The 19,529-nt window shown below is 61.5% G+C and carries 16 protein-coding genes; 8 read left to right on the top strand and 8 right to left on the bottom strand.

Annotated features, from left to right (window positions below):
* Positions 1 to 6: 6 nt before the first annotated feature.
* The 4 genes from ACXX81_RS13275 to ACXX81_RS13260 all read right to left on the bottom strand — a co-directional run bounded on the left by ACXX81_RS13275 (position 7) and on the right by ACXX81_RS13260 (position 6,013).
* Positions 7 to 447, bottom strand: coding sequence for a CBS domain-containing protein (locus ACXX81_RS13275; protein ID WP_209980949.1), 441 nt, complete (start codon positions 445 to 447; stop codon positions 7 to 9).
* Positions 448 to 577: 130 nt separating this feature from the next.
* Positions 578 to 2,527: a DNA topoisomerase III gene (locus ACXX81_RS13270; protein ID WP_458572593.1), complete on the bottom strand. Its 1,950-nt coding sequence runs from the start codon at positions 2,525 to 2,527 to the stop codon at positions 578 to 580.
* 151 nt (positions 2,528 to 2,678) lie between these two features.
* The gene (locus tag ACXX81_RS13265; protein ID WP_209980953.1) at positions 2,679 to 4,301 is read right to left on the bottom strand and encodes an MFS transporter; all 1,623 of its coding nucleotides are present in this window, start codon (positions 4,299 to 4,301) and stop codon (positions 2,679 to 2,681) included.
* Between the two features lie 65 nt (positions 4,302 to 4,366).
* A complete protein-coding gene (locus tag ACXX81_RS13260) occupies positions 4,367 to 6,013 on the bottom strand; it encodes a GMC family oxidoreductase (protein WP_209980956.1) in 1,647 nt (548 codons plus the stop codon).
* A gap of 129 nt (positions 6,014 to 6,142) precedes the next feature.
* On the opposite strand from ACXX81_RS13260, the gene ACXX81_RS13255 reads away from it, so the two are divergent.
* Positions 6,143 to 7,036 carry a LysR family transcriptional regulator gene (locus ACXX81_RS13255; RefSeq protein ID WP_458571859.1) on the top strand — a complete coding sequence of 298 codons (894 nt, stop codon included), beginning with the start codon at positions 6,143 to 6,145 and terminating at the stop codon, positions 7,034 to 7,036.
* Between the two features lie 315 nt (positions 7,037 to 7,351).
* Here ACXX81_RS13255 and ACXX81_RS13250 read toward each other — a convergent pair whose 3' ends face one another.
* Both ACXX81_RS13250 and ACXX81_RS13245 read right to left on the bottom strand, forming a co-directional pair.
* On the bottom strand, positions 7,352 to 8,698 hold the full coding sequence (locus ACXX81_RS13250) for a glutamine synthetase family protein (protein WP_209980959.1): 1,347 nt from the start codon (positions 8,696 to 8,698) through the stop codon (positions 7,352 to 7,354).
* Positions 8,699 to 8,709: 11 nt separating this feature from the next.
* Complete coding sequence (locus tag ACXX81_RS13245) at positions 8,710 to 9,267, bottom strand: helix-turn-helix domain-containing protein (RefSeq protein ID WP_458571858.1); 558 nt, start codon at positions 9,265 to 9,267, stop codon at positions 8,710 to 8,712.
* Positions 9,268 to 9,822: 555 nt separating this feature from the next.
* Between ACXX81_RS13245 and ACXX81_RS13240 the strand changes: the two genes are divergently transcribed.
* Positions 9,823 to 10,131 (top strand): RcnB family protein, encoded by a 309-nt coding sequence (locus ACXX81_RS13240; protein ID WP_057009067.1) that lies wholly within the window; start codon positions 9,823 to 9,825, stop codon positions 10,129 to 10,131.
* Between the two features lie 95 nt (positions 10,132 to 10,226).
* On the opposite strand, the gene ACXX81_RS13235 is transcribed toward ACXX81_RS13240, so the two are convergent.
* Together ACXX81_RS13235 and ACXX81_RS13230 are read right to left on the bottom strand one after the other, a co-directional pair.
* Entirely contained in the window at positions 10,227 to 10,499 is a 273-nt protein-coding gene (locus ACXX81_RS13235; protein ID WP_057009068.1) for a DUF1652 domain-containing protein, read from the bottom strand.
* A 103-nt stretch (positions 10,500 to 10,602) separates the two neighbouring features.
* Positions 10,603 to 12,099 (bottom strand): PAS domain S-box protein, encoded by a 1,497-nt coding sequence (locus tag ACXX81_RS13230; RefSeq protein ID WP_209980967.1) that lies wholly within the window; start codon positions 12,097 to 12,099, stop codon positions 10,603 to 10,605.
* Between the two features lie 196 nt (positions 12,100 to 12,295).
* Between ACXX81_RS13230 and ACXX81_RS13225 the strand changes: the two genes are divergently transcribed.
* From ACXX81_RS13225 to ACXX81_RS13200, 6 genes are all read left to right on the top strand, one after another.
* Positions 12,296 to 13,264 carry a hypothetical protein gene (locus ACXX81_RS13225; RefSeq protein ID WP_322213270.1) on the top strand — a complete coding sequence of 323 codons (969 nt, stop codon included), beginning with the start codon at positions 12,296 to 12,298 and terminating at the stop codon, positions 13,262 to 13,264.
* 120 nt (positions 13,265 to 13,384) lie between these two features.
* Positions 13,385 to 14,005 (top strand): transglycosylase SLT domain-containing protein, encoded by a 621-nt coding sequence (locus tag ACXX81_RS13220; RefSeq protein WP_122457676.1) that lies wholly within the window; start codon positions 13,385 to 13,387, stop codon positions 14,003 to 14,005.
* A 69-nt stretch (positions 14,006 to 14,074) separates the two neighbouring features.
* Complete coding sequence (locus tag ACXX81_RS13215) at positions 14,075 to 14,419, top strand: FKBP-type peptidyl-prolyl cis-trans isomerase (protein WP_209990257.1); 345 nt, start codon at positions 14,075 to 14,077, stop codon at positions 14,417 to 14,419.
* A 644-nt stretch (positions 14,420 to 15,063) separates the two neighbouring features.
* Positions 15,064 to 17,769: a magnesium-translocating P-type ATPase gene (mgtA, locus tag ACXX81_RS13210; RefSeq protein ID WP_209980975.1), complete on the top strand. Its 2,706-nt coding sequence runs from the start codon at positions 15,064 to 15,066 to the stop codon at positions 17,767 to 17,769.
* Positions 17,770 to 17,862: 93 nt separating this feature from the next.
* Entirely contained in the window at positions 17,863 to 18,579 is a 717-nt protein-coding gene (locus ACXX81_RS13205; protein ID WP_209980977.1) for an MgtC/SapB family protein, read from the top strand.
* A gap of 296 nt (positions 18,580 to 18,875) precedes the next feature.
* Positions 18,876 to 19,502, top strand: a complete 627-nt coding sequence (locus ACXX81_RS13200; protein WP_209980979.1) for a response regulator transcription factor — start codon at positions 18,876 to 18,878, stop codon at positions 19,500 to 19,502.
* Positions 19,503 to 19,529: the final 27 nt, after the last annotated feature.

Raw genomic sequence — 19,529 nt, 5'->3', positions numbered from 1 at the left:
GTTCCCCTATTCGCCGCGAATGTATTGCTCCAGTTGCCTGATCAGGTCCGTCTGTTCGGCAATGGCTTCCTTGACCAAATCGCCAATGGACAGCAAGCCCAGCAGCTTGCCATCTTCTACCACCGGCAAGTGGCGCAGGTGACTGTCGGTCATGATGTTCATGCACTCCTCGACACTTTTATGGGGCTCAACGGTAATGACCGGCGAACTCATGACCTGATCGACCCGTGTGGTCACCGACGACAGGCCCTTGAGGATGAGTTTGCGCGCGTAGTCACGTTCGCTGATGATCCCTACCACCGCACCGTCCTTGACGACCGGCAAGGCGCCGACGTTTTTTTCCGACATGCGCACCAGCGCTTCAAACACGGTGTGGTCCCATTGAATGGTATGCACGTCGTGATGCTTCTGGTCCTTGGCTTTGAGCAGTTGTGCAACGGTTTTCATGGCGGCCACTCCGGTATTGTTGTTGGTGAGTCAGGGGGTCCTACAGAATCCTAGACGGCTCACAACCGGGCAAGGTCCAAAGCGGCGTTAAACCCGTCGAAAAACGTCATTTAACGGATTTTTTAGTGTTTTAACCTGCTTTGGTCGGCTTTTTCGCGCGCTTGGCGCTGGTCGCCGCCTTGCGCGGGGCGCTCTTGCGTTTGTTTTTCCAGGGCGTGGCACCCCGGCCTGCCGGGCTGGCCGGGCCGGTGATGGTCATGCGCATGCCATTGCACCGGGCCACCTGCTTGCTCATCCAGGCCGCTTGTTTGGCGACGAATTCCTCAAGGCTCATTTCGCCGCTTTGCACCATGTCCAGCGCCTGCTCCCAGATGGCGGTAGTGCCGGGGTCGGCAATGGCCCGGGGCACCGCGTCGATCAGGCTGAACGCCGCCGGCGTGGCCGACAGCGCCTTGCCATTCTTCACCAGGTAACCGCGGTCCAGCAGGCCCTGAATTATCCCGGCGCGGGTGGCTTCGGTGCCGATGCCGGTGGTGTCCTTGAGTTTTTGCTTGAGCAGCGGGTCCTGCACCAGCTTGGCGACGTTCTTCATCGCCTTGATCAGGTCGCCTTCGGTGAACGGCTTGGGCGGTTGGGTCCACAGGTCCTTGAGGTTGACCCTGGCCACCGCGTAGTCCCGACCTTGCGCCAGCATCGGCAACGCCTGGGGCGCAGGGGTTTCGCGGCCTTTGGCGGGGGCCAGTGCTTCGGGCAGGGCGCGCTTCCAGCCCGGCTCGATCACTACCTTGCCCACCGCACGCAACGCCTGGCCGGCGCAGTCGAAATCGGCCTGGGTACGATCGTATTCATGGTTGGGCAGGAACTGCGCCAGGTAACGCGCACGAATCAGCGTGTACACCGCTCGCTGCTTGCCGGCGAGTTGCCCGACATCCTTGCCGGCCCCGGTGGGAATGATGCCATGGTGGGCGCTGACCTTGCTGTCGTTCCAGGCCCGCGAGCGGCGCTGGGGGTCGATATGGGGCATCAGCTCGTTCACCGCGGCATCCGCGCGGCCCAGCGCCGCGAGAATCTTCGGCGCGTCGCTGTGCTGGCTCAAGGGCAGGTAGCCGCAGTCGCTGCGCGGGTAGGTGATGACCTTGTGCGTCTCGTAGAGGGATTGAGCGATATCCAGGGTTTCCTGGGCGCCGAGGCCGAGCTTCTTCGAGCAGATTTCCTGCAGGGTGCCCAGGTCGAAGGGCAGGGGCGCCACCTCACGCATGCGCTCGGTGCGCAGCTTCACCAGCCGGGCGCTGGCGGCCTGGGTCATCGCTTGGGCGGCGTCACGGGCGATTTGCGGGTTGAGGCAGCGGCCCTGGTCGTCACAGGCATCCTCTGCGGCACGCCACTGAGCAGTGAAGGTGATGGCGTCGTGGCGCAGGTCGACATCGATGGCCCAGTACGCCACCGGGACGAAATCGGCGATGCTGCGGTCGCGGTCCACCACCAGGCGCAGGGTCGGGGTTTGTACGCGACCGACCGGCAACACGCCCTGATAACCGGATTGACGACCCAGCAAGGTAAACAGGCGGCTCATGTTCATGCCGATCAGCCAGTCGGCGCGCGAGCGACCCAGGGCCGAGTGGTACAGGCTGAAGGTTTCGGCGCCGGGCTTGAGCGCGGCAAGGGCCTTGCGGATGGAGGCGTCGTCCAGCGCCGACAGCCACAGCCGCTGGATCGGCCCGCGATAACGGCAATGCTCCACTAGCTCACGCGCGATCATCTCGCCCTCACGGTCCGCGTCAGTGGCAATGATCAGTTCCTGGGCTTCCCCCAGCAGGCGCTTGACTGCCTTGAACTGGCTGGCGGTCCTGGGCTTGACCTGCATTTTCCATTTTTCCGGGACGATCGGCAGGTCGGCCAGTACCCAGCGCTTGTATTTGGCGTCGTAGGCGTCGGGCGGAGCTGTTTCCAGCAGATGGCCGATGCACCAGGTGACGGTGACTCCAGTGCCCAGCCAGCAACCGTCGCCGCGGCGACTGGCGCCGAGCACGGCCGCGATATCCTTGGCCTGGGAAGGTTTTTCACAGAGGTACAGCCGCATGGTCATCACATCAGCTTGGGTTGATGCCTTGCAGGATGCTTAGTCGAAGGCAATTGAGCAACCATTATCTGTATGGATGTACAGCTATTTGTGTATTCATTGCAAAACCCTGTGGGAGAGGCTTGCTCCCACAGGGATTTCCACCGATCAATCAGTTGTTATCGATGTCGACGTGGCGCGTTTCCTTGAGGCAGAACAGCCCTACGATCAGGCTCACACCCGTCACTACCACCGGATACCACAACCCGTAGAAAATATCCCCGGTGTACACCACCAACGCAAACGACACCGTCGGCAGGAACCCGCCGAACCAGCCGTTACCAATGTGATAGGGCAGGGACATCGAGGTGTAGCGGATGCGCGTCGGGAACAGCTCCACCATCAGTGCCGCCAGCGGGCCGTAGCACATGGCCGCGATCAGGATGAGTGCGACGATCAGCACCACCACCATCACCTTGTTCACCTGGGCCGCATCCGCCGAACTCGGGTAGCCGGCCAGGGTCACCGCGCCGCGCAGGGCGGCTTCGTCGAAGCCATCGATGCGCACGTCACCCACGCTCACCTGCACTGGGCTTCCGGCCGGTGCGGCAGCGCTGGTGTAGGGCAGGCCCTGTTTGACCAGGAAGGTCTTGACCTTGTCGCAGGGGCTGTCAAACCGCGCCTTGCCCACCGGGTCGAACTGAAACGTGCAGGTGGCGGGGTCGGCCAGTACGGTGATCGGCGCCTGTCGGCTGGCCTGGTCCATGGCCGGGTTGGTGTAGTGCGCCAGGCTCTTGAAGATCGGGAAGTACAGCACGGTTGCCAGCAGCAGGCCGAGCATCAGCACCGGCTTGCGCCCGACCTTGTCCGACAGCCAGCCAAAGAAGATAAAGAACGGCGCACCGATCACCACGCTGATGATCAGCAGCATGTTGGCCAGGGCCGGGTCCATTTTCAGGAACTGGGTCAGGAAGAACAGCACATAGAACTGCGCCGCGTAGAAGGTCACCGCTTGCCCGCCGTTGATGCTGAACAGGGCGATCAGCACCACCTTGAGGTTTTCCCATTTGCCGAAGGAATCGCGGATCGGCGCCTTGCTGGCCTTGCCTTCCTCTTTCATCTTCAGAAAGGCCGGCGACTCATGCAGGCTCATGCGGATCCAGGTGGAAATGCCCAGCAGCACGATGGAGAACAGGAACGGTATGCGCCAGCCCCACACTTCGAATTGATCGCCCGTGAAGTAACGGCAGGCCAGCACCACCAGCAGCGACAGCAGCAGGCCGAGGGTGGCGGTGGACTGGATCCAACTGGTGTGCAGGCCGCGTTTGCCTGCGGGTGCGTGCTCGGCCACGTAGGTCGCAGCGCCGCCGTATTCGCCGCCCAGTGCCAGGCCTTGCAGCATGCGCAGCACGATCAGGATGATCGGCGCCGCGATGCCGATGCTGGCGTAGGTCGGCAACAGCCCGACGCAGAACGTGGCCACGCCCATCAAAATGATGGTGACCAGAAACGTGTATTTGCGCCCGATCATGTCGCCCAGGCGGCCGAACACCAGCGCGCCGAACGGGCGTACCACAAATCCTGCGGCGAAGGCCATCAAGGCAAAGATAAACGCCGTGGTGTCGTTGACCCCGGCAAAGAATTGCTTGCTGATCACGGCCGCCAGGGCGCCGTAGAGGAAAAAGTCATACCACTCGAACACTGTGCCGAGGGAGGAGGCGAAGATGACTTTTCTGGAGTCGTTACCGGCGCTGGCAGGCAGTGCGGCGCCGAGCGGTTGAGCATGTTCTGACATCGGGTAGTCCTCACAGTGATTATTTATTGTTGTTCCACTGTCGGCGTCAAAGGTGACGCCGCTGTTCAGATTGCATGAACCCGTTCTTTCTCCGGGGCGAGGCTCCTTGTGGGCGGTGAAAGGATCAGCTGCGCAGCCTTCTCGGCAATCATCAGCGTGGGTGAGCAGGTGTTGCCGGAGGTGATGCGCGGCATGATTGAGGCGTCGGCAATGCGCAGCCCCGGTACGCCGTGTACTCGCAGTTGCGCGTCGACCACGGCGTCTTTGTCGCTGCCCATGCGGCAGGTGCCCACCGGGTGGAAGATCGTCGTGCCGATACGGGCGGCGGCTTCGTGCAGTTGTTCTTCGGTCTGCAACGCCTCGCCCGGCAGGTATTCCACCGGTTTGAACTGGCTCAGCGCCGGTGCGGCGACGATGCGTCGGGTCAGGCGAATGGCGTCGGCGGCCACGCGCAGGTCTTCGGGATGGCTCAGGTAATTGGGCTGGATCAGCGGCGCATCTGCCGGGTTGGCCGAACGAATATCGATACGCCCGCGGCTCTGCGGGCGCAGGTCGCAGACCGACGCGGTAAACGCCGGAAACCCGTGCAAAGGCTCACCGAAGCGCTCCAGGGACAGCGGCTGCACGTGGTATTCAAGGTTGGCCGAGGTCTGTTCGGGCCCCGAGCGGGCAAATGCGCCGAGCTGGCTGGGCGCCATCGACAGCGGGCCGCTGCGGTCATACAGGTATTGAAGGCCCATGCCCATCTTGCCCCACACGGTGCCGGCGATCTGGTTGAGGGTGCGGGCGTTTTCCAGTTTGTAGATCAGCCGCAGTTGCAGGTGGTCCTGCAGATTGCCGCCGACGCCCGGCAATTCATGCAGCACCTCGATGCCCAACGGCTTGAGCACGCTGGAGGGGCCAATGCCCGAACGCTGCAGGATGCCCGGCGAGCCCACGGCACCTGCGCACAACACGATTTCCTTGTGCGCTTTCCAGGTTATCTGCTGGCCATGTTGACGGCCGACCACCGCTGACGCACGGCCGTTTTCGAGTACCACGCGGTCGACTTCCACGTCGGTCAACACGGTGAGGTTGGGTCGCTGGCGGACGGGTTTGAGAAACGCCTTGGCCGCGTTCCAGCGCACCCCGGCTTTCTGGTTGACCTGGAAATATCCGCAGCCTTCATTGTCACCCTGGTTGAAATCACTGACCGAGGCGATGCCACTTTGCGCCGCCGCATCGCGAAAGGCATCGAGGATCGGCCAGTGCAAGCGCTGCTGCTCAACGCGCCATTCGCCGCCGTCATTGTGGAACTCCGAGCCACCGGCAAAATGGTTTTCGCTGTGCTTGAACAGCGGCAGTACGTCCTTCCAGGCCCAGCCGGGATTGCCGGCGGCCGCCCAGCCGTCGTAGTCCAGGGCCTGGCCGCGCATGTAGATCATGCCGTTGATCGACGAGCAGCCGCCCAGCACCTTGCCCCGTGGATAACTCAGCGCACGGCCTTGCAGGCCTGCCTGTGCTTCGGTCTTGAAGCACCAGTCGGTGCGCGGGTTACCGATGCAGAACAGGTAGCCGACGGGAATGTGAATCCAGGGGTAGTTGTCGCGGCCACCGGCTTCCAGCAGCAGGACGCGGTGGGCGGGGTTGGCGGACAGTCGATTGGCCAGCAGGCAGCCTGCGGGGCCGGCACCGACCACCACGTAATCGTATTGCGCAGTTGCAAGAGGCATCTGGGGTCTCGCTTGTTTTTCTTATTGGTTCCATCCTAGTTGTTAGTTTTCGTCTTAAAAATGTTAGTTTTTGCCCAGCTGCTGTGCGTTTTTAAACAGCGCTGCCCGAGGCCACGCAATGGAGGCGACATGTTCGACTGGAATGACCTGCGGTTTTTTCTCGAGTTGCAGCGCAGCGGTCGCCTGCTCACCGCCGCGCAGCGCCTGAAAACCACACATGCCACGGTGGCCCGCCATATCGAAGCGATTGAAAAGAGCCTCGGCACCGCATTGTTTGTGCAGCATGCCCAGGGCTACGAACTGACGCCCTCCGGCGAAGTGCTGCTCAAGCACGCCGAAGCCATGGAAAACCTTGCATTGCTGGCCGAAGACGAACTCACCCACTCCGCCGCGCCCCTGGGCAAGATTCGCCTGGGCGTGGCGGAGGGGTTGGGCGTGATGTTCCTGGCCGGGCGCATGGGCGGCCTGTTCGAGCGTTATCCAGGCCTGGAAGTGGAGCTGGTGGCGGTGCCGCGCTTCGTCAGCATCCTCAACCGCGAGGCGGAAATCAGCATCCACCTGGAGCGTCCCAGCGTCGACCAACTGGTCACCCGCAAACTCACCGACTACCGCCTGGCGCTCTACGCCAGCCGTGCCTACCTGGACCGCCACCCGCCGATTGAAAAGCGCGAAGATCTTGCGGCCCATGCCTGGATCGATTACGTCGACGACCTGCTGTTCAGCCAGGAGCTCAAATTCCTCAGCAGCTTCTGCCGCACCCCCAAAGTGGTATTCCACAGCACCAGCGTCATCGCCCAGCATCAAGCGGCGCGCTCCGGCTTGGGAATCGCCGTACTGCCATGCTTCATGGCCGCCGGCGACCCGGACCTGATCGCGCTGCTACCGGAGGAAGGCATTCAGCGCAGCTACTGGATCAGCTCACGCCGGGAACTGCATAAATCGGTGCGGCTGCGGGTGTTGTGGGATTACGTGGTGGAGTTGTGCGCCCGCGAGCAAGGGTTGTTGCTCGGCACGCCTACCTGACGAAACCGGGTAAAAAGGTGGGAAGCTTGGCGCTGTCGTGCAGCCAGTTGCAGCCTCTGTGGTAAGCAGGCTTCTTGTTGTGGCGAGCGGGCTTGCCCCGCGTTGGGGTGCGAAGCGCCCCCAATCCAGCAAAACGCGGTGTACCTGATACGGCTCAGCGTCTGGTTTTGGGGCTGCTGCGCAGCCCAACGCAGGACAAGCCTGCTCGCCACAGGGAGTCTGCTCTTAACTGAACGGCATTAGGGCAAGCCCGCTCGCCACAAGCCTGTAATCGCCTGAAAAGGTGATTTTCGTCCCTGAAGAACAACGCCAGGTTCAGAGAAACCAGCGATATTCCCGCGCATTAATCTCCTGCTGAAACGCCAGGTGATCCTGGCGCTTGTTCTCGCAATACACGTCAACGAACTCTGCGCCCAGCGTGTCGCGCACGACCGTGTGAGGCTGCATGGCGCGGACGGCGTCGAGCATTTCCACGGGGAAGCCAGTGCCGCTGCTGCGATCGTCGTTCAGCGGGGCGATGGGTTCTTGTCGGGTTTCAAGCCCGTGTTCGAGTCCGGCCAGGATTGCCGCCAGCACCAGGTAGGGGTTGGCGTCGGCGCTGGCCAGGCGGTGTTCGATACGCAGGTTGCGCGGGTCGGACTCGGGGATGCGCACGCACGCGTCGCGGTCTTCGAAGCCCCAGCTGGCGCGGGTGGCGGCGTTGACTGTGCCGCCTAGGCGGCGCAAGGCGTTGTGGTTGGGGGCGAAGATCGGCATGCAATGGGGCAGCAGTTGCAGGCAGCCGGCCACCGCGTGGCGCAGCGCTTGCTGCTGGTGCGCGGCCAGCAGGTTGTTGCCTGCGCCGTCGTACAGGCTGACGTGCACGTGCATGCCGCTGCCGGGAAATTGCAGGTAGGGCTTGGCCATGAAGCTGGCGCGGTAGCCATGCTTGAGCGCCACGCCGCGTGTACTGCGGCAGAACAGGGCGGCCCAGTCGGCGGCGCGCAGGGCGTCGTCCGAGTGGCCGAAATTGATCTCGAACTGGCCGGGGCCGATCTCGGCAGTGATTACGGTGCTGTCGATCCCCTGGTCCCTGGCGGTTTGCGCCATGTCGTCGAGCACGGCGCTGAACCGCGACAGCCGCTCGATGTGCAGGTTGGGCTGGTCGTCGGTGTCATCGCTCAGCGGGTCGCGGGGGAATTGCGGCAGGCCGTTGGCGAGCTTTTTATCGAACAGGTAAAACTCCAGCTCGAACGCCACCACCGGGTGAATACCCTTGTTCTGCAAGCGCTGCAACACTCTGGCCAGCACTTCGCGGGGTTCGAACTCGATGGGCGCGTCGGTGCCGTCGGAGGTGATCAGCATCTGCCCCAGGGGCTGTGACTCCCAGCTCACCGGCTTGAGCGTGCCCGGCACCAGGCGGCGATTGGCGTCCGGGTCGCCATCGTTGAAACAGTAATCGCCGATCTTGAACAGCCCGCCCTGAACCCCCAGCAGCACGGCGTTCTGGGGCAGCTTCAAGGGGCTGCCGGCGGCGACTTTTTCGAGCATCTCCACCGGGTACCGCTTGCCGTAGAAATGCCCGGGAATGTCCAGAGCGATCAAGTCGACATAGCGCACATCGGGGTACTTCTGGCGAAACGCGCGGACTTCGGCCAGCAACGTGCAGGATGGGGTTTTCACAGGGGTTGCTCCTAGTTGTACACCCACAGCACGCGGGCAGGCACATCGGTAAGGTTGGCGTAGCGACAGTGGGCGAAACTGGCCAGGTGGAAACTGTCGCCCGGGCCGAGGGTGACGCTGTCGGCCTCGCCCTCCACCCACAGCGTCAACTCGCCTTCGAGCACGAAGCCGGCCTGCTCGGCGCGGTCGCTCATGCTCTGTTCACCACTGTTGGCGCCGGGCGCCAGCAGGCTGTCGAGTATGGAGAAGGCGCCGTTCATGCTCGGCGAGACGAGGATGTCGGTGATGCCATTGGCGTAATACACCGTGCGCCGCTCGTTGGGGCGCGTGACCCAGTCCACCGCCTTGGGCTTGGGCAGGCTGTAGAAATAGGTGGTGGGCACGTCGAGGGCATGGCTGATGGCGGTGAGGTCCGCCACGGTCGGGCGCGACAGGCCGCGTTCCACCTGGGACAGAAACCCTACGGATCGCTCGATCTTTTGCGCCAGCTGAGCGAGTGTGAGTTTCTTGTGCTTGCGCAGATCGTGGATCAGGGCGGCGAGGGTAGCGAGTTCTTCTTGTTGGGTCATGAAATTAATGTCGATAAATTTCATGAAAAATTACAGGATAAATTTCATACGGGCAACCCGTGCCAAGGATCGATGCCGAACCGTGGCGAGCGGGCAAGCCCTAATGCCGTTCAGTTAAGGAAAATGTGTGGGCTTATTGTGGCGAGCGGGCTTGCCCCGCGTTGGGGTGCGAAGCGCCCCCAATCGAGCAAAACGCGGTGTACCTGATACGGCTCAGCGCCTGGCTTTGGGGCTGCTGCGCAGCCCAACGCAGGACAAGCCCTAATACCGTTCAGTTAAGGAAAATTTGTGGGCTTATTGTGGCGAGCGGGCTTGCCCCGCGTTGGGGGGCGAAGCGCCCCCAATCAAGAAACCCTCGGTATACCTGATACTGCGCGGAGACTGGTTTTGGGGCTGCTGCGCAGCCCAACGCAGGGCAAGCCTGCTCGCCACAAGGAATTTGCGTTTTATTGAGCGGCATCTGGGCAAGCCCGCTTGTCACTAAAACATGGCCTGAATGATTCCACGCGGCTGCGGTCGGAATCTGGGTACGCGTCATTAATTGAAGGAGCACCCATGAAGTCCAGATCCCTAGCTGCCTGCGTTCTCGTTGCTGCAAGCCTGTCCACTGCCAGCTTTGTGGCCCAGGCCGGTGATACCCCCCAGGAAACCGTGCAGCCTTCCAACATCAATGCCCGTGACTTGAAAGAGGGCGACCGCGCGCCGGATATCCTGATGCGCGAGGAATCGGCGGTAAAAGACTGGAAAAAACGTGGCCTCAAGGATCCAGGTGAAAACAACCAGTGGGCTAAGGCGGCCGACAAGTACGTACTGCTCAAGACCACCAACGGCACCATTCTTGAGATCACCCCGGCGAAGAAATAATCGCGCAGCGTCCTGCATCAAGGTAACCGGCCGCAAGGGTCGCGTTACCTTCCTACAGATGGGGGGAGTTTATCGTCGGGAGAGGGTGTGCTGTTTTATCGGGGCGTGATTGACGGCCAATCATCCAGCGTGAGCTTGCCTACGGTGTTGCTTTGCAGTTCGTAGCGCAGCTCTTCGACCATTCTGGTCACTTCCTCCGGGGTATGCAGCCGGTTGGTGGTAATTCCGGTGACGACCAAGTCCACCCGGCCGGTCTCGGCGTCGTAGACCTTGAGGGTCAGTGACGCATCCCGGCACAGGGTGAACTCACAGGTTAGCGGCAACAGGCCTTCCTCGATGCAATTGCGCAATTGAGAGACGGTGAGCATGCATTTTCCTTCAGGGCATTCAATGCGGTCCCTTCAAGGTTATTGATCGCTCCCCCGCGCCAGAAGGCGAATTCGCACTAGAGGCACTAGTGCATTTGCATGTCTAAGGCTTGTTTTTCAGGCGCAGCTCTCCGGCAAACAGTCCGCGTTCACGGGCCCAGACGATCGCTGCGCTGCGGCTGTGCACCCCCAGTTTGGAATACACCGTGGCCACATGATTACGCACCGTATTGGGCGCCAGCTTCAGGCGCGAGGCGATTTCCTTGTCGGCCAGGCCTTCGCAGATCAGCCCCAGTACATCGCGTTCGCGTGCGGTCAGGTCGGTGAAGGTCACGTTCGGCAGGTTGGGGCTGTTGACGCTTTTGGCGTTGGCCAGCTTCTCGATCAGGGTCTGGCTGAACCACGAGGCGTCCTGCATCACTTCTTCGATGGCTGCCACCAGTTCCAGCTCCGAGCGTTTGCGTTCGGTGATGTTCATCAACACCAGCAGGTAGCAGGGCACGTTTTCGATGCTCACGGTGTCGGCGGACACCACGCAGTCGATCACTTCATTGCCTTTTTTGCGCACTTTCAACTCTTGCCCGTCGAGGTTGCCGACCTTTTCCAGGGTCGCGAACAACTGCGCGCCGGCTGAAGCGCTGTCGATAAAGTCGATGTCTTCGATGGCCTTGCCGATCAGCTCCTGGCTGATATAGCCGGTGATGTTCATGAACGCTTCGTTGACGTCTACCACCTGGCGGTTGGCGGCATTGCACACCAGCGTCGGCACGGGCGTGAGGCGGAAGGATTTGGCAAAGCGTTCCTCGCTCTGGCGCAGGGCGATTTCCGCCTTGCGCCGTGGCTCCAGGTCCATGAAGGAAAACAGCATGCAGTCTTCCTCGTTCATGTCCAGCGGCTGCCCGGCGACGATCACCAGTTTGCTGCCGCCTTCTGGCAGTTTGAGTTCGGCCTGCATTTGCGGGATGGTCGCGCCTTCCCCCAGGCGCTGGATGGCCAGGTCCTTGCGCTCGGCCTGCTCCAGCACGTCCAGTTCATACACGGACTTGCCGATGACCTGGTCGCGGTTGTAGCCGGTCATTTCCAAAAAACCCTGGTTGACCTTGATGTAGCGCAGATCACTCAGGCGGCAGATCACGGCGGGCGCCGGGTTGGCGTTGAAGGTTTTTTCGAAGCGCTGTTCGGCGCTGGCCCACTCGGTGGCGTCGCTGAGGATCAGCACCAGCAATTCCGGCTCACCCTTGGCATCGGCGATCACCAGGCTGCGCAGGCGGTGCACCCAGGTTTTGTCCGGGTCGGCGGTGGACGTGACTTCGACCACCACATCGCTGAATTCATCGCCGGCGGCGGCTCGGGCGAGGGGGTAGTTGTCCGCCTGCACCGGGTGATTGTTTCGATAGCGCAGAGCAAAGCGTTCGGCGTATTGCCTGCCGTCGCTACCGAGGCCCATCACATCGCCGACGCCGTGCATGGCCAGCGCGGCTTCGTTGGCCCAGAGGATGGTCTGGTCGACCTCGGCCAGGATCACGCCATCGGATAAGCCCGAGATGATCTGCTGCAATTGGCGGCGGTTGGTTTCTTTGGCAAGAACGTCCTGTGTCATGGGCTCTCCGATCTTTAAGTGCATGAAACTACGACAGGGGAGGTTCGTGAACGTGCAGAAAAAATGATCCCGTTCAGGTGCGAATGCACCAGTGCGGATAGTGCAGATGGGCCAAGACTGAACGTATGTCGTTTCGCCACACTCACAAGATCAAGGCACTTTGCCTTGCTTCTATAACTTGTGAAGGACCTCTTGTATGACCACTGTCTATGAAACCAACCGTTCGTTGTTTCGCGTGTCCTGGAGCTCGGTATTGGCCGGTAGTGCAATTGCACTGGTGACCTATCTGGTCTTGAGCGTGCTCGGCACTGCAATCGGCGCCAGCGCCGTCAACCCGATGGAAGCGGGTAACCCGCTGAGTGGTTTCGGCACCGGTGCCGGGATCTGGCTGTTCGTTTCGACGCTGGTGGCGATCGCCGTCGGTGCATTCGTGGCCGGGCGTACTGCGCCGGATCGCGGCGGTCTGCACGGCGTGCTGACCTGGACCCTGACCACCCTGTTCACCACCTGGCTGCTGGCCGGCCTGGCCTCAAGCGTGGTCGGCACTGCCGGCAATGTAGTGGGCAAAGGCCTGTCGGCTGCCGGTAGCGGTATCGCCGCCGCCGCACCGGGCATCGGTGACAGCATCAAGCAGCAATTGAACGAGCAGGGCATCCAGCTGGACTGGAACAGCCTGCAGGGTCAACTCGACACCTTGCTCAAGCAGACCGGCAAGCCTGAGTTGGACCCGTCCAACGTCGAGCAGAAAACCGATCAGGCCGCTGCTGATGGCAAGCAGTCGGCAACCGATGCTGCGAACAATCCTGCCCAGGCCGGCGATGAGTTGAAGCAGTGGTTCGAACGCGTCAAGGCTTCGGGCGAACCGGCGCTGAACGCTGCCGATAAGGAAGCACTGGTCAATATCGTTGCTGCGCGTACTGGCAAGAGCAAGGCAGAAGCTACCCAGATCGTCGACAACTATGCCCAGGCTTATCAGCAAGCCATGCAGAAGGTTGAAGAACTCAAGCAGCAAGCCGAGCAGAAAGCCCGCGAAGCCGGTGAAGTGGCCGCCAAGCAACTGTCGCGCGCTGCCTGGAGCACTTTGGCGATGCTGTTGCTGGGCGCTGCCTTGAGCTTCTTCGTAGGCCGTTTCGCACTGACCAGCCGTCGCGTGCCATTGGCCTGATTCAAGCCAGCGCTTGCGCCATGGTTGTGGCGCAGGCGCTGGAGACGCGATGAGCAGTCGGCATCGGCGTCAATGAGTGCGTAAAATGGGCGCCTTTCGCATATCACGCAAAGGTGCCCCTTGAGCGCAGGCAAAGCTGTCGGACTGTTGGTCCTCACTTCCCTACTGGCCGCGTGCGGCACCTCGCCGCCGCGCAGTCCCAATGACCTGTGTGCCATCTTCCGCGAAAAGGACGACTGGTACGACGCCGCCAAGGTCACGCAAAAGCGCTGGGGCGTGCCAATCGAAGTACCGTTCGCCATCATGTATCAGGAGTCGGGTTTCCGCCACGACGCCAAGACCCCGCGTAAATACCTGCTGTGGATCATCCCCTGGGGCCGCGTCTCTACCGCATCCGGCTACGCCCAGGCCAAGGATGAAGTGTGGAACGACTACCGCAAAAGCACCGGCCGCAGCGGCGCCGATCGTGAAGACTTCGACGATGCCATCGACTTCGTCGGCTGGTACATGGACAAGACCTACACCATCAACGGCGTCTACAAATACGACGCGTACGGCCAATACCTGAACTACCACGAAGGCTGGGGCGGCTACCGCCAGCGCACCTACGCCGGCAAGCCCTGGCTGCTCCCGGTGGCGGGCAAGGTGCAGGCGCGTTCGCAGATGTATGCGCGCCAGTATGCCGGGTGCAAGGATGATCTGGGGCGGGGATGGTGGAGCAGGTTCTGGCGATGGTTGTAGGTTGATCGCTTGATCGTTCCCACGCAGGTGCTGCTGCACTTGCCGCACGTATTCGTCAATGAGGGCTCCATGAACAACGACCAATTGCAGATCACCGATACGCGGCCGGGCACTGGCAAAGCCGTGGTCAAGGGCGCGCTGATCACCACCCAATACACCGGCACCCTGGAAGACGGCACGGTGTTCGATTCGTCCTGGGAGCGGGGCAAGCCGTTCCAGTGCGTGATCGGCACCGGGCGTGTGATCAAGGGCTGGGACCAGGGCCTGATGGGCATGCAAGTGGGCGGCGTACGCACCTTGTTCGTGCCCGCGCACCTGGCGTATGGCGAGCGGTCGATGGGCGCGCACATCAAGCCCAACAGCAACCTGCGCTTTGAGATTGAGTTGCTGGAAGTGTTGACGCGCGAGGATTGAGGTCAGTTGGTTGTGGCTGTGGTTGTGGTTGTGGTTGTGGCGAGCGGGCTTGCCCCGCGTTGGGCTGCGCAGCAGCCCCACATCCAGCCGCTGCGCAATATCGCGTTCTGGAAGGGGGCACTTCGCCCCCCAACGCGGGGCAAGCCCGCTCGCCACAGCGCCAGGTCGGGGAATTAGCGGGGGCTTTCATTGATCAAGGGGCTTGAAAATTGGTTCCTGAACCCACCCTGAAGAATTTTCGTATTCACCATTTCGACACTTTCCTACGGTTTACTCTGCCGGCACCGGGGCGTAAGCTTCGCGCGTTTTCATCAATAGCGGAGACCCTCAGTGGGTACTTGTTCGAGCGACAGTTGTCGGCCGGTCTCGGTAACCGGCACGTACTTGGCAAGGTAACGCGCATTCTTTTCGATGCCGTTGTCTCGCCAAAAAAGCGAGAAGCGGCATCCCGGTAGCGGCCAGTCCTGGCCCTGCCTCGATCCTCTCTCATCGACGCTGACCAGCCACCCGATTAACCTCGGGAGGCTACGGACGCGCCTGCCTGTTACGGCAGGCGGGCCAAATCTGTCTGTGCCTGTGAAACGGGCGCGGTGCAGAGGGCAGTACCTGCACGACGGGTTTTTACCTCGCGCAGGAGTAACACCATGAAACTCACGCTGCTCAAAGAGTTCTTCGCAGGCTTTCTGCGGACCCGCCATATCGCCCGGCATTTTCGCCGCCTGGCGATGCTCGAAACCGTGACCGACGCCAGCGTCAGCCGTGAAGTGCCGCCGACGTTGGCGCAAACCCTGGTGGCCGCCGCCAACAGTAATGCCGGGCAATTGCTCGGCACGCTGGGCAGCCATGCCGAGGGCCTGAGCACCCAGGACGCCGACGCCCTGCGCGTGCAATACGGCCTCAATGAAGTCGAGCATGAGCAGCCGCTGCCATGGTGGGTGCACCTGTGGCACTGCTACAAGAACCCGTTCAACCTGCTGCTGACCTTGCTGGCAGTGATCTCGTGGCTGACCGAGGACATGAAAGCCGCCACGGTGATTTTCTCCATGGTGGTGCTCTCGACCCTGCTGCGCTTCTGGCAGGAGGCCAAGTCGAACAAGGCTGCCGATGCGCTGAAAGCGATGGTGAGCAATACCGCGACCGTGCTGCGCCGCGATGCCGCCAAGCGCATTGAGCTGCCGATCAAGCAACTGGTGCCGGGCGACCTGATTGTGTTGTCGGCCGGCGACATGATCCCGGCGGACTGCCGCGTGCTCACGGCCAAGGACCTGTTCGTCAGCCAGGCGGCGATGACCGGTGAGTCGATGCCGGTGGAGAAATTCGTGCAGCAGCAGGACGCCGCCACGCGCAACCCGCTGGACCTGGAAAACATTCTGTTCATGGGCACCAACGTGGTGTCCGGCGCCGCCACTGCAGTGATCCTGGCGACCGGTAACAGCACCTATTTCGGCGCGCTGGCCCAACGCGTGACGGCCACCGACCGCGCCACTACGTCGTTCCAGCATGGCGTGAACAAGGTCAGCTGGCTGCTGATCCGCTTCATGTTCGTGATGGCGCCGGCAGTGCTGTTCATCAATGGTTTCACCAAGGGCGACTGGACCGAAGCGCTGTTGTTTGCGCTGTCGATTGCCGTGGGCCTGACCCCGGAAATGCTGCCGATGATCGTCACCTCCACCCTGGCCAAGGGGGCGGTGTTTCTGTCGCGCAAGAAGGTCATCGTCAAACGCCTGGACGCGATCCAGAACTTCGGCGCCATGGACGTGCTGTGCACCGACAAGACCGGCACGCTGACCCAGGACAAGATTTTCCTGGCACGCCATGTCGACGTGTGGGGCGAGGACTCCGACGACGTACTGGAAATGGCCTACCTCAACAGCTACTACCAGACCGGGCTGAAAAACCTGCTGGACGTGGCGGTGCTGGAGCACGTGGACGTACACCGCGAGTTGAACGTGGGCACGGCCTTCCACAAGGTCGATGAAATTCCGTTCGACTTCAATCGCCGACGCATGTCGGTGGTGGTCGCCGAGCAAGGCTTGCCGCACCTGTTAATCTGCAAGGGCGCCGTGGAAGAAATCCTGTCGGTGTGCACCAGCGTGCGTCACGGTGACGTCAACGAGGCGCTGACCGACGAGTTGCTGGCGCGTATTCGCCAGGTCACTGCAGCGTTCAACGAAGAAGGCCTGCGCGTGGTGGCGGTGGCCGCACAACCTATGGCGCCGGGTCGCGATACCTACAGCCTGGCGGATGAAAACAACCTGACCCTGATCGGCTATGTCGCGTTCCTCGATCCCCCCAAGGAAAGCACCGCGCCGGCGCTCAAGGCGCTCAAGGCGCATGGTGTTGCGGTCAAAGTACTCACCGGCGACAACGAACTGGTCACTGCCAAGATCTGCCGCGAAGTAGGCCTGGAACAGCAAGGCTTGCTGATGGGCAATGACATTGAAGACATGAGCGACGCCGAGCTGGCCAAGGCGGTGGAAACCACCAATGTGTTCGCCAGGCTCACACCCAGCCACAAGGAGCGCATCGTGCGCCTGCTCAAGGCCAACGGGCACGTGGTCGGGTTCATGGGCGACGGCATCAATGATGCGCCGGCGCTGCGTACCGCCGATATCGGGATTTCGGTGGACAGCGCGGTGGATATCGCCAAGGAAGCGGCCGACATCATTCTGCTGGAAAAGAGCCTGATGATCCTCGAGGAGGGCGTGCTCGAAGGACGTCGTACCTTCGCCAACATGCTCAAGTACATCAAGATGACCGCCAGTTCCAACTTCGGCAACGTGTTTTCGGTGCTGGTGGCCAGTGCGTTTATTCCGTTCCTGCCGATGCTGCCGATGCACCTGCTGGTGCAGAACCTGCTGTATGACATTTCGCAGATCGCGATTCCGTTCGATAACGTTGACGAGGAGATGCTCGCCAAGCCGCAACGCTGGCAGCCGGGGGACGTGGGGCGCTTCATGCTGTTCTTCGGGCCGATCAGTTCGATCTTCGACATCACCACGTTTGCCCTCATGTGGTACGTGTTCGATGCCAACACCCCGGACCACCAGACCCTGTTCCAGTCCGGCTGGTTTGTGGTGGGGCTGCTGACCCAGACGTTGATCGTGCACATGATCCGCACCCCGAAAATTCCGTTCCTGCAAAGCCGTGCGGCGATGCCGTTGATGGTGATGACCGGAGTGATCATGGCCGTGGGGATTTTCCTGCCGATGGGGCCGCTGGCGCATTACTTCAAGCTGCAGGCGCTGCCATCGCTGTACTTCGTGTTCCTGCCGGTGATTCTGCTGGCGTACATGGCGCTGACCCAGGCGGTGAAGGGCTACTACATCCGTAAATTTGGCTGGCAGTAAGACTTTATTGGCAACATTGCCTGCCCCTGTGGAAGCCAGCTCTCACAGGGGCAGGGTCGTTTTAATCAATGGCTGCAGACAGGGAAATTTTTTATGCAGGCAATCCATAACATTAACCTCGATTCGTTGATCGATACCCTGATCAGCCTCACGGCCGCGTTCATCTTCGGTGGCCTGATCGGCTTCGAGCGCCAATACCGTCAGCGCACGGCGGGCCTGCGTACCAACGTGCTGGTGGCGGTGGGTGCGGCGATCTTCGTCGACATGGCCAGCCGTCTTGGCGGTGCGGAAGGCGCAGTGCGGGTGGTTGCCTATGTGGTCTCGGGCATCGGCTTTCTCGGGGCCGGTGTGATCATGCGCGAAGAAGGCAATGTGCGCGGGCTCAACACGGCGGCCACGTTGTGGGGCTCGGCTGCGGTAGGCGCCTGTGCCGGTGCCGACCTGATTCTGGAAGCGTTGTTGGGAACTCTATTCGTGCTGGCCGCCAATACCTTGCTGCGGCCGATCGTCAATAACATCAACCGGCAACCGCTGGACGTGGTATCGGCCGAGGTGACCAACATCCTCTATGTCATCGCGCGGCGCAGCCAGCAACAGGCGGTGATGGTGTTGCTGGAAGCCGAGCTGGCGCGCTGCAATTACCCGGCCAGTGACATTGATGTGCGGCCGTTCGGCAGCGAGGAAGTGGAGATCGAGGCCACCCTGGCCGCCACATCGGTGGATGGCGACGAGCTGGACGCGCTGGTGGCGCGTATTTCCGGCTCGACCCTGGTGGTGCAGGCGTTCTGGAGCCCGAGTACCACTGACTGACAGGGCGCGCGCAAGGCGCGTCCACGTTGCCGGATCTTCAGGCGTTGTGAGGATAAGTCCTACGCCTGGTCAGGAATATCCCTTCGGTTCAGGCGTTATTACGTTGCTAAGGTTGCGCTCTCGCTGCTATCCGGCGGCAAAAATTCGGCTGTGCCTATCCGAAAATGCTTTCAATCGAGGGGAACAGGCTGACCCGGTGTTGAGCGAGCGCAGTGCCGCCGGTCGGAACTGTCATTTCTCACAGGTACCTGCGTTTCGTGTGATGTGTGAATGTACTGGCGTCTCAGGGGAGTGTTATGAGTAAAGCGTTAATCGTCGATGATCATCCGTTTATCCGTCAAACCGTCCGGTTCCTGCTCAAACAGGAGGGTTTCACCGAGATCGATGAGGCGGGTAATGGCGCGGACGCGGTACAGAAGGCTCGGGAAGGTCGCCCGGATTTGATGATTCTTGACCTGTCCATTCCGAAGCTGGGTGGGCTGGAGGTGATCAGTCGGGTCAAGACACTGGGCTTGCCGTGCAAGATGCTGGTGCTGACCGCGTCCCTTGCGGAGTTTTTCTCTGCCCGCTGCATGCGCGCCGGCGCCATGGGGTTTGTCGCCAAGACCGGTGAACTGGACGAGCTGCAGAAGGCGATCAAGGCGGTGATGTCCAATTACAGCTGCTTTCCCAGCTTGCCGAGCAGTTCGGTACGGCGTGACGACTTGCAATCCACCGAGCTGCAACTGGTGGAGTCGCTGTCTGATCGCGAGTTGGAAGTCCTGCGCATGCTCGCACTGGGGCTGGGCAACAACCAGATTGCCGAGCAGATGCTGCTCAGCCATAAAACGATCAGCACCTACAAGACACGCCTCAAGGAGAAGTTGCGTATGTCCTCGGTGGTGCACATCGCAAAATTTGCCCAGCGCAACCACTTGATCTGACCGCACATGAGGTTCGTCAGGATTCGC

The sequence above is a fragment of the Pseudomonas sp. GNP013 genome, assembly GCF_054343995.1.
The sequence above is the reverse complement of the archived record's forward strand: the minus strand, read 5'-3'. Positions and strand labels throughout refer to the sequence as shown.

Coding starts and splice junctions, on each gene's coding strand:
- ACXX81_RS13275 (WP_209980949.1), bottom strand. CDS start 447: ATGAAAACCGTTGCACAACTGCTCAAAGCCAAGGACCAGAAGCATCAC.
- ACXX81_RS13270 (WP_458572593.1), bottom strand. CDS start 2,527: ATGCGGCTGTACCTCTGTGAAAAACCTTCCCAGGCCAAGGATATCGCG.
- ACXX81_RS13265 (WP_209980953.1), bottom strand. CDS start 4,301: ATGTCAGAACATGCTCAACCGCTCGGCGCCGCACTGCCTGCCAGCGCC.
- ACXX81_RS13260 (WP_209980956.1), bottom strand. CDS start 6,013: ATGCCTCTTGCAACTGCGCAATACGATTACGTGGTGGTCGGTGCCGGC.
- ACXX81_RS13255 (WP_458571859.1), top strand. CDS start 6,143: ATGTTCGACTGGAATGACCTGCGGTTTTTTCTCGAGTTGCAGCGCAGC.
- ACXX81_RS13245 (WP_458571858.1), bottom strand. CDS start 9,267: ATGACCCAACAAGAAGAACTCGCTACCCTCGCCGCCCTGATCCACGAT.
- ACXX81_RS13240 (WP_057009067.1), top strand. CDS start 9,823: ATGAAGTCCAGATCCCTAGCTGCCTGCGTTCTCGTTGCTGCAAGCCTG.
- ACXX81_RS13235 (WP_057009068.1), bottom strand. CDS start 10,499: ATGCTCACCGTCTCTCAATTGCGCAATTGCATCGAGGAAGGCCTGTTG.
- ACXX81_RS13230 (WP_209980967.1), bottom strand. CDS start 12,099: ATGACACAGGACGTTCTTGCCAAAGAAACCAACCGCCGCCAATTGCAG.
- ACXX81_RS13225 (WP_322213270.1), top strand. CDS start 12,296: ATGACCACTGTCTATGAAACCAACCGTTCGTTGTTTCGCGTGTCCTGG.
- ACXX81_RS13215 (WP_209990257.1), top strand. CDS start 14,075: ATGAACAACGACCAATTGCAGATCACCGATACGCGGCCGGGCACTGGC.
- mgtA (WP_209980975.1), top strand. CDS start 15,064: ATGAAACTCACGCTGCTCAAAGAGTTCTTCGCAGGCTTTCTGCGGACC.
- ACXX81_RS13205 (WP_209980977.1), top strand. CDS start 17,863: ATGCAGGCAATCCATAACATTAACCTCGATTCGTTGATCGATACCCTG.
- ACXX81_RS13200 (WP_209980979.1), top strand. CDS start 18,876: ATGAGTAAAGCGTTAATCGTCGATGATCATCCGTTTATCCGTCAAACC.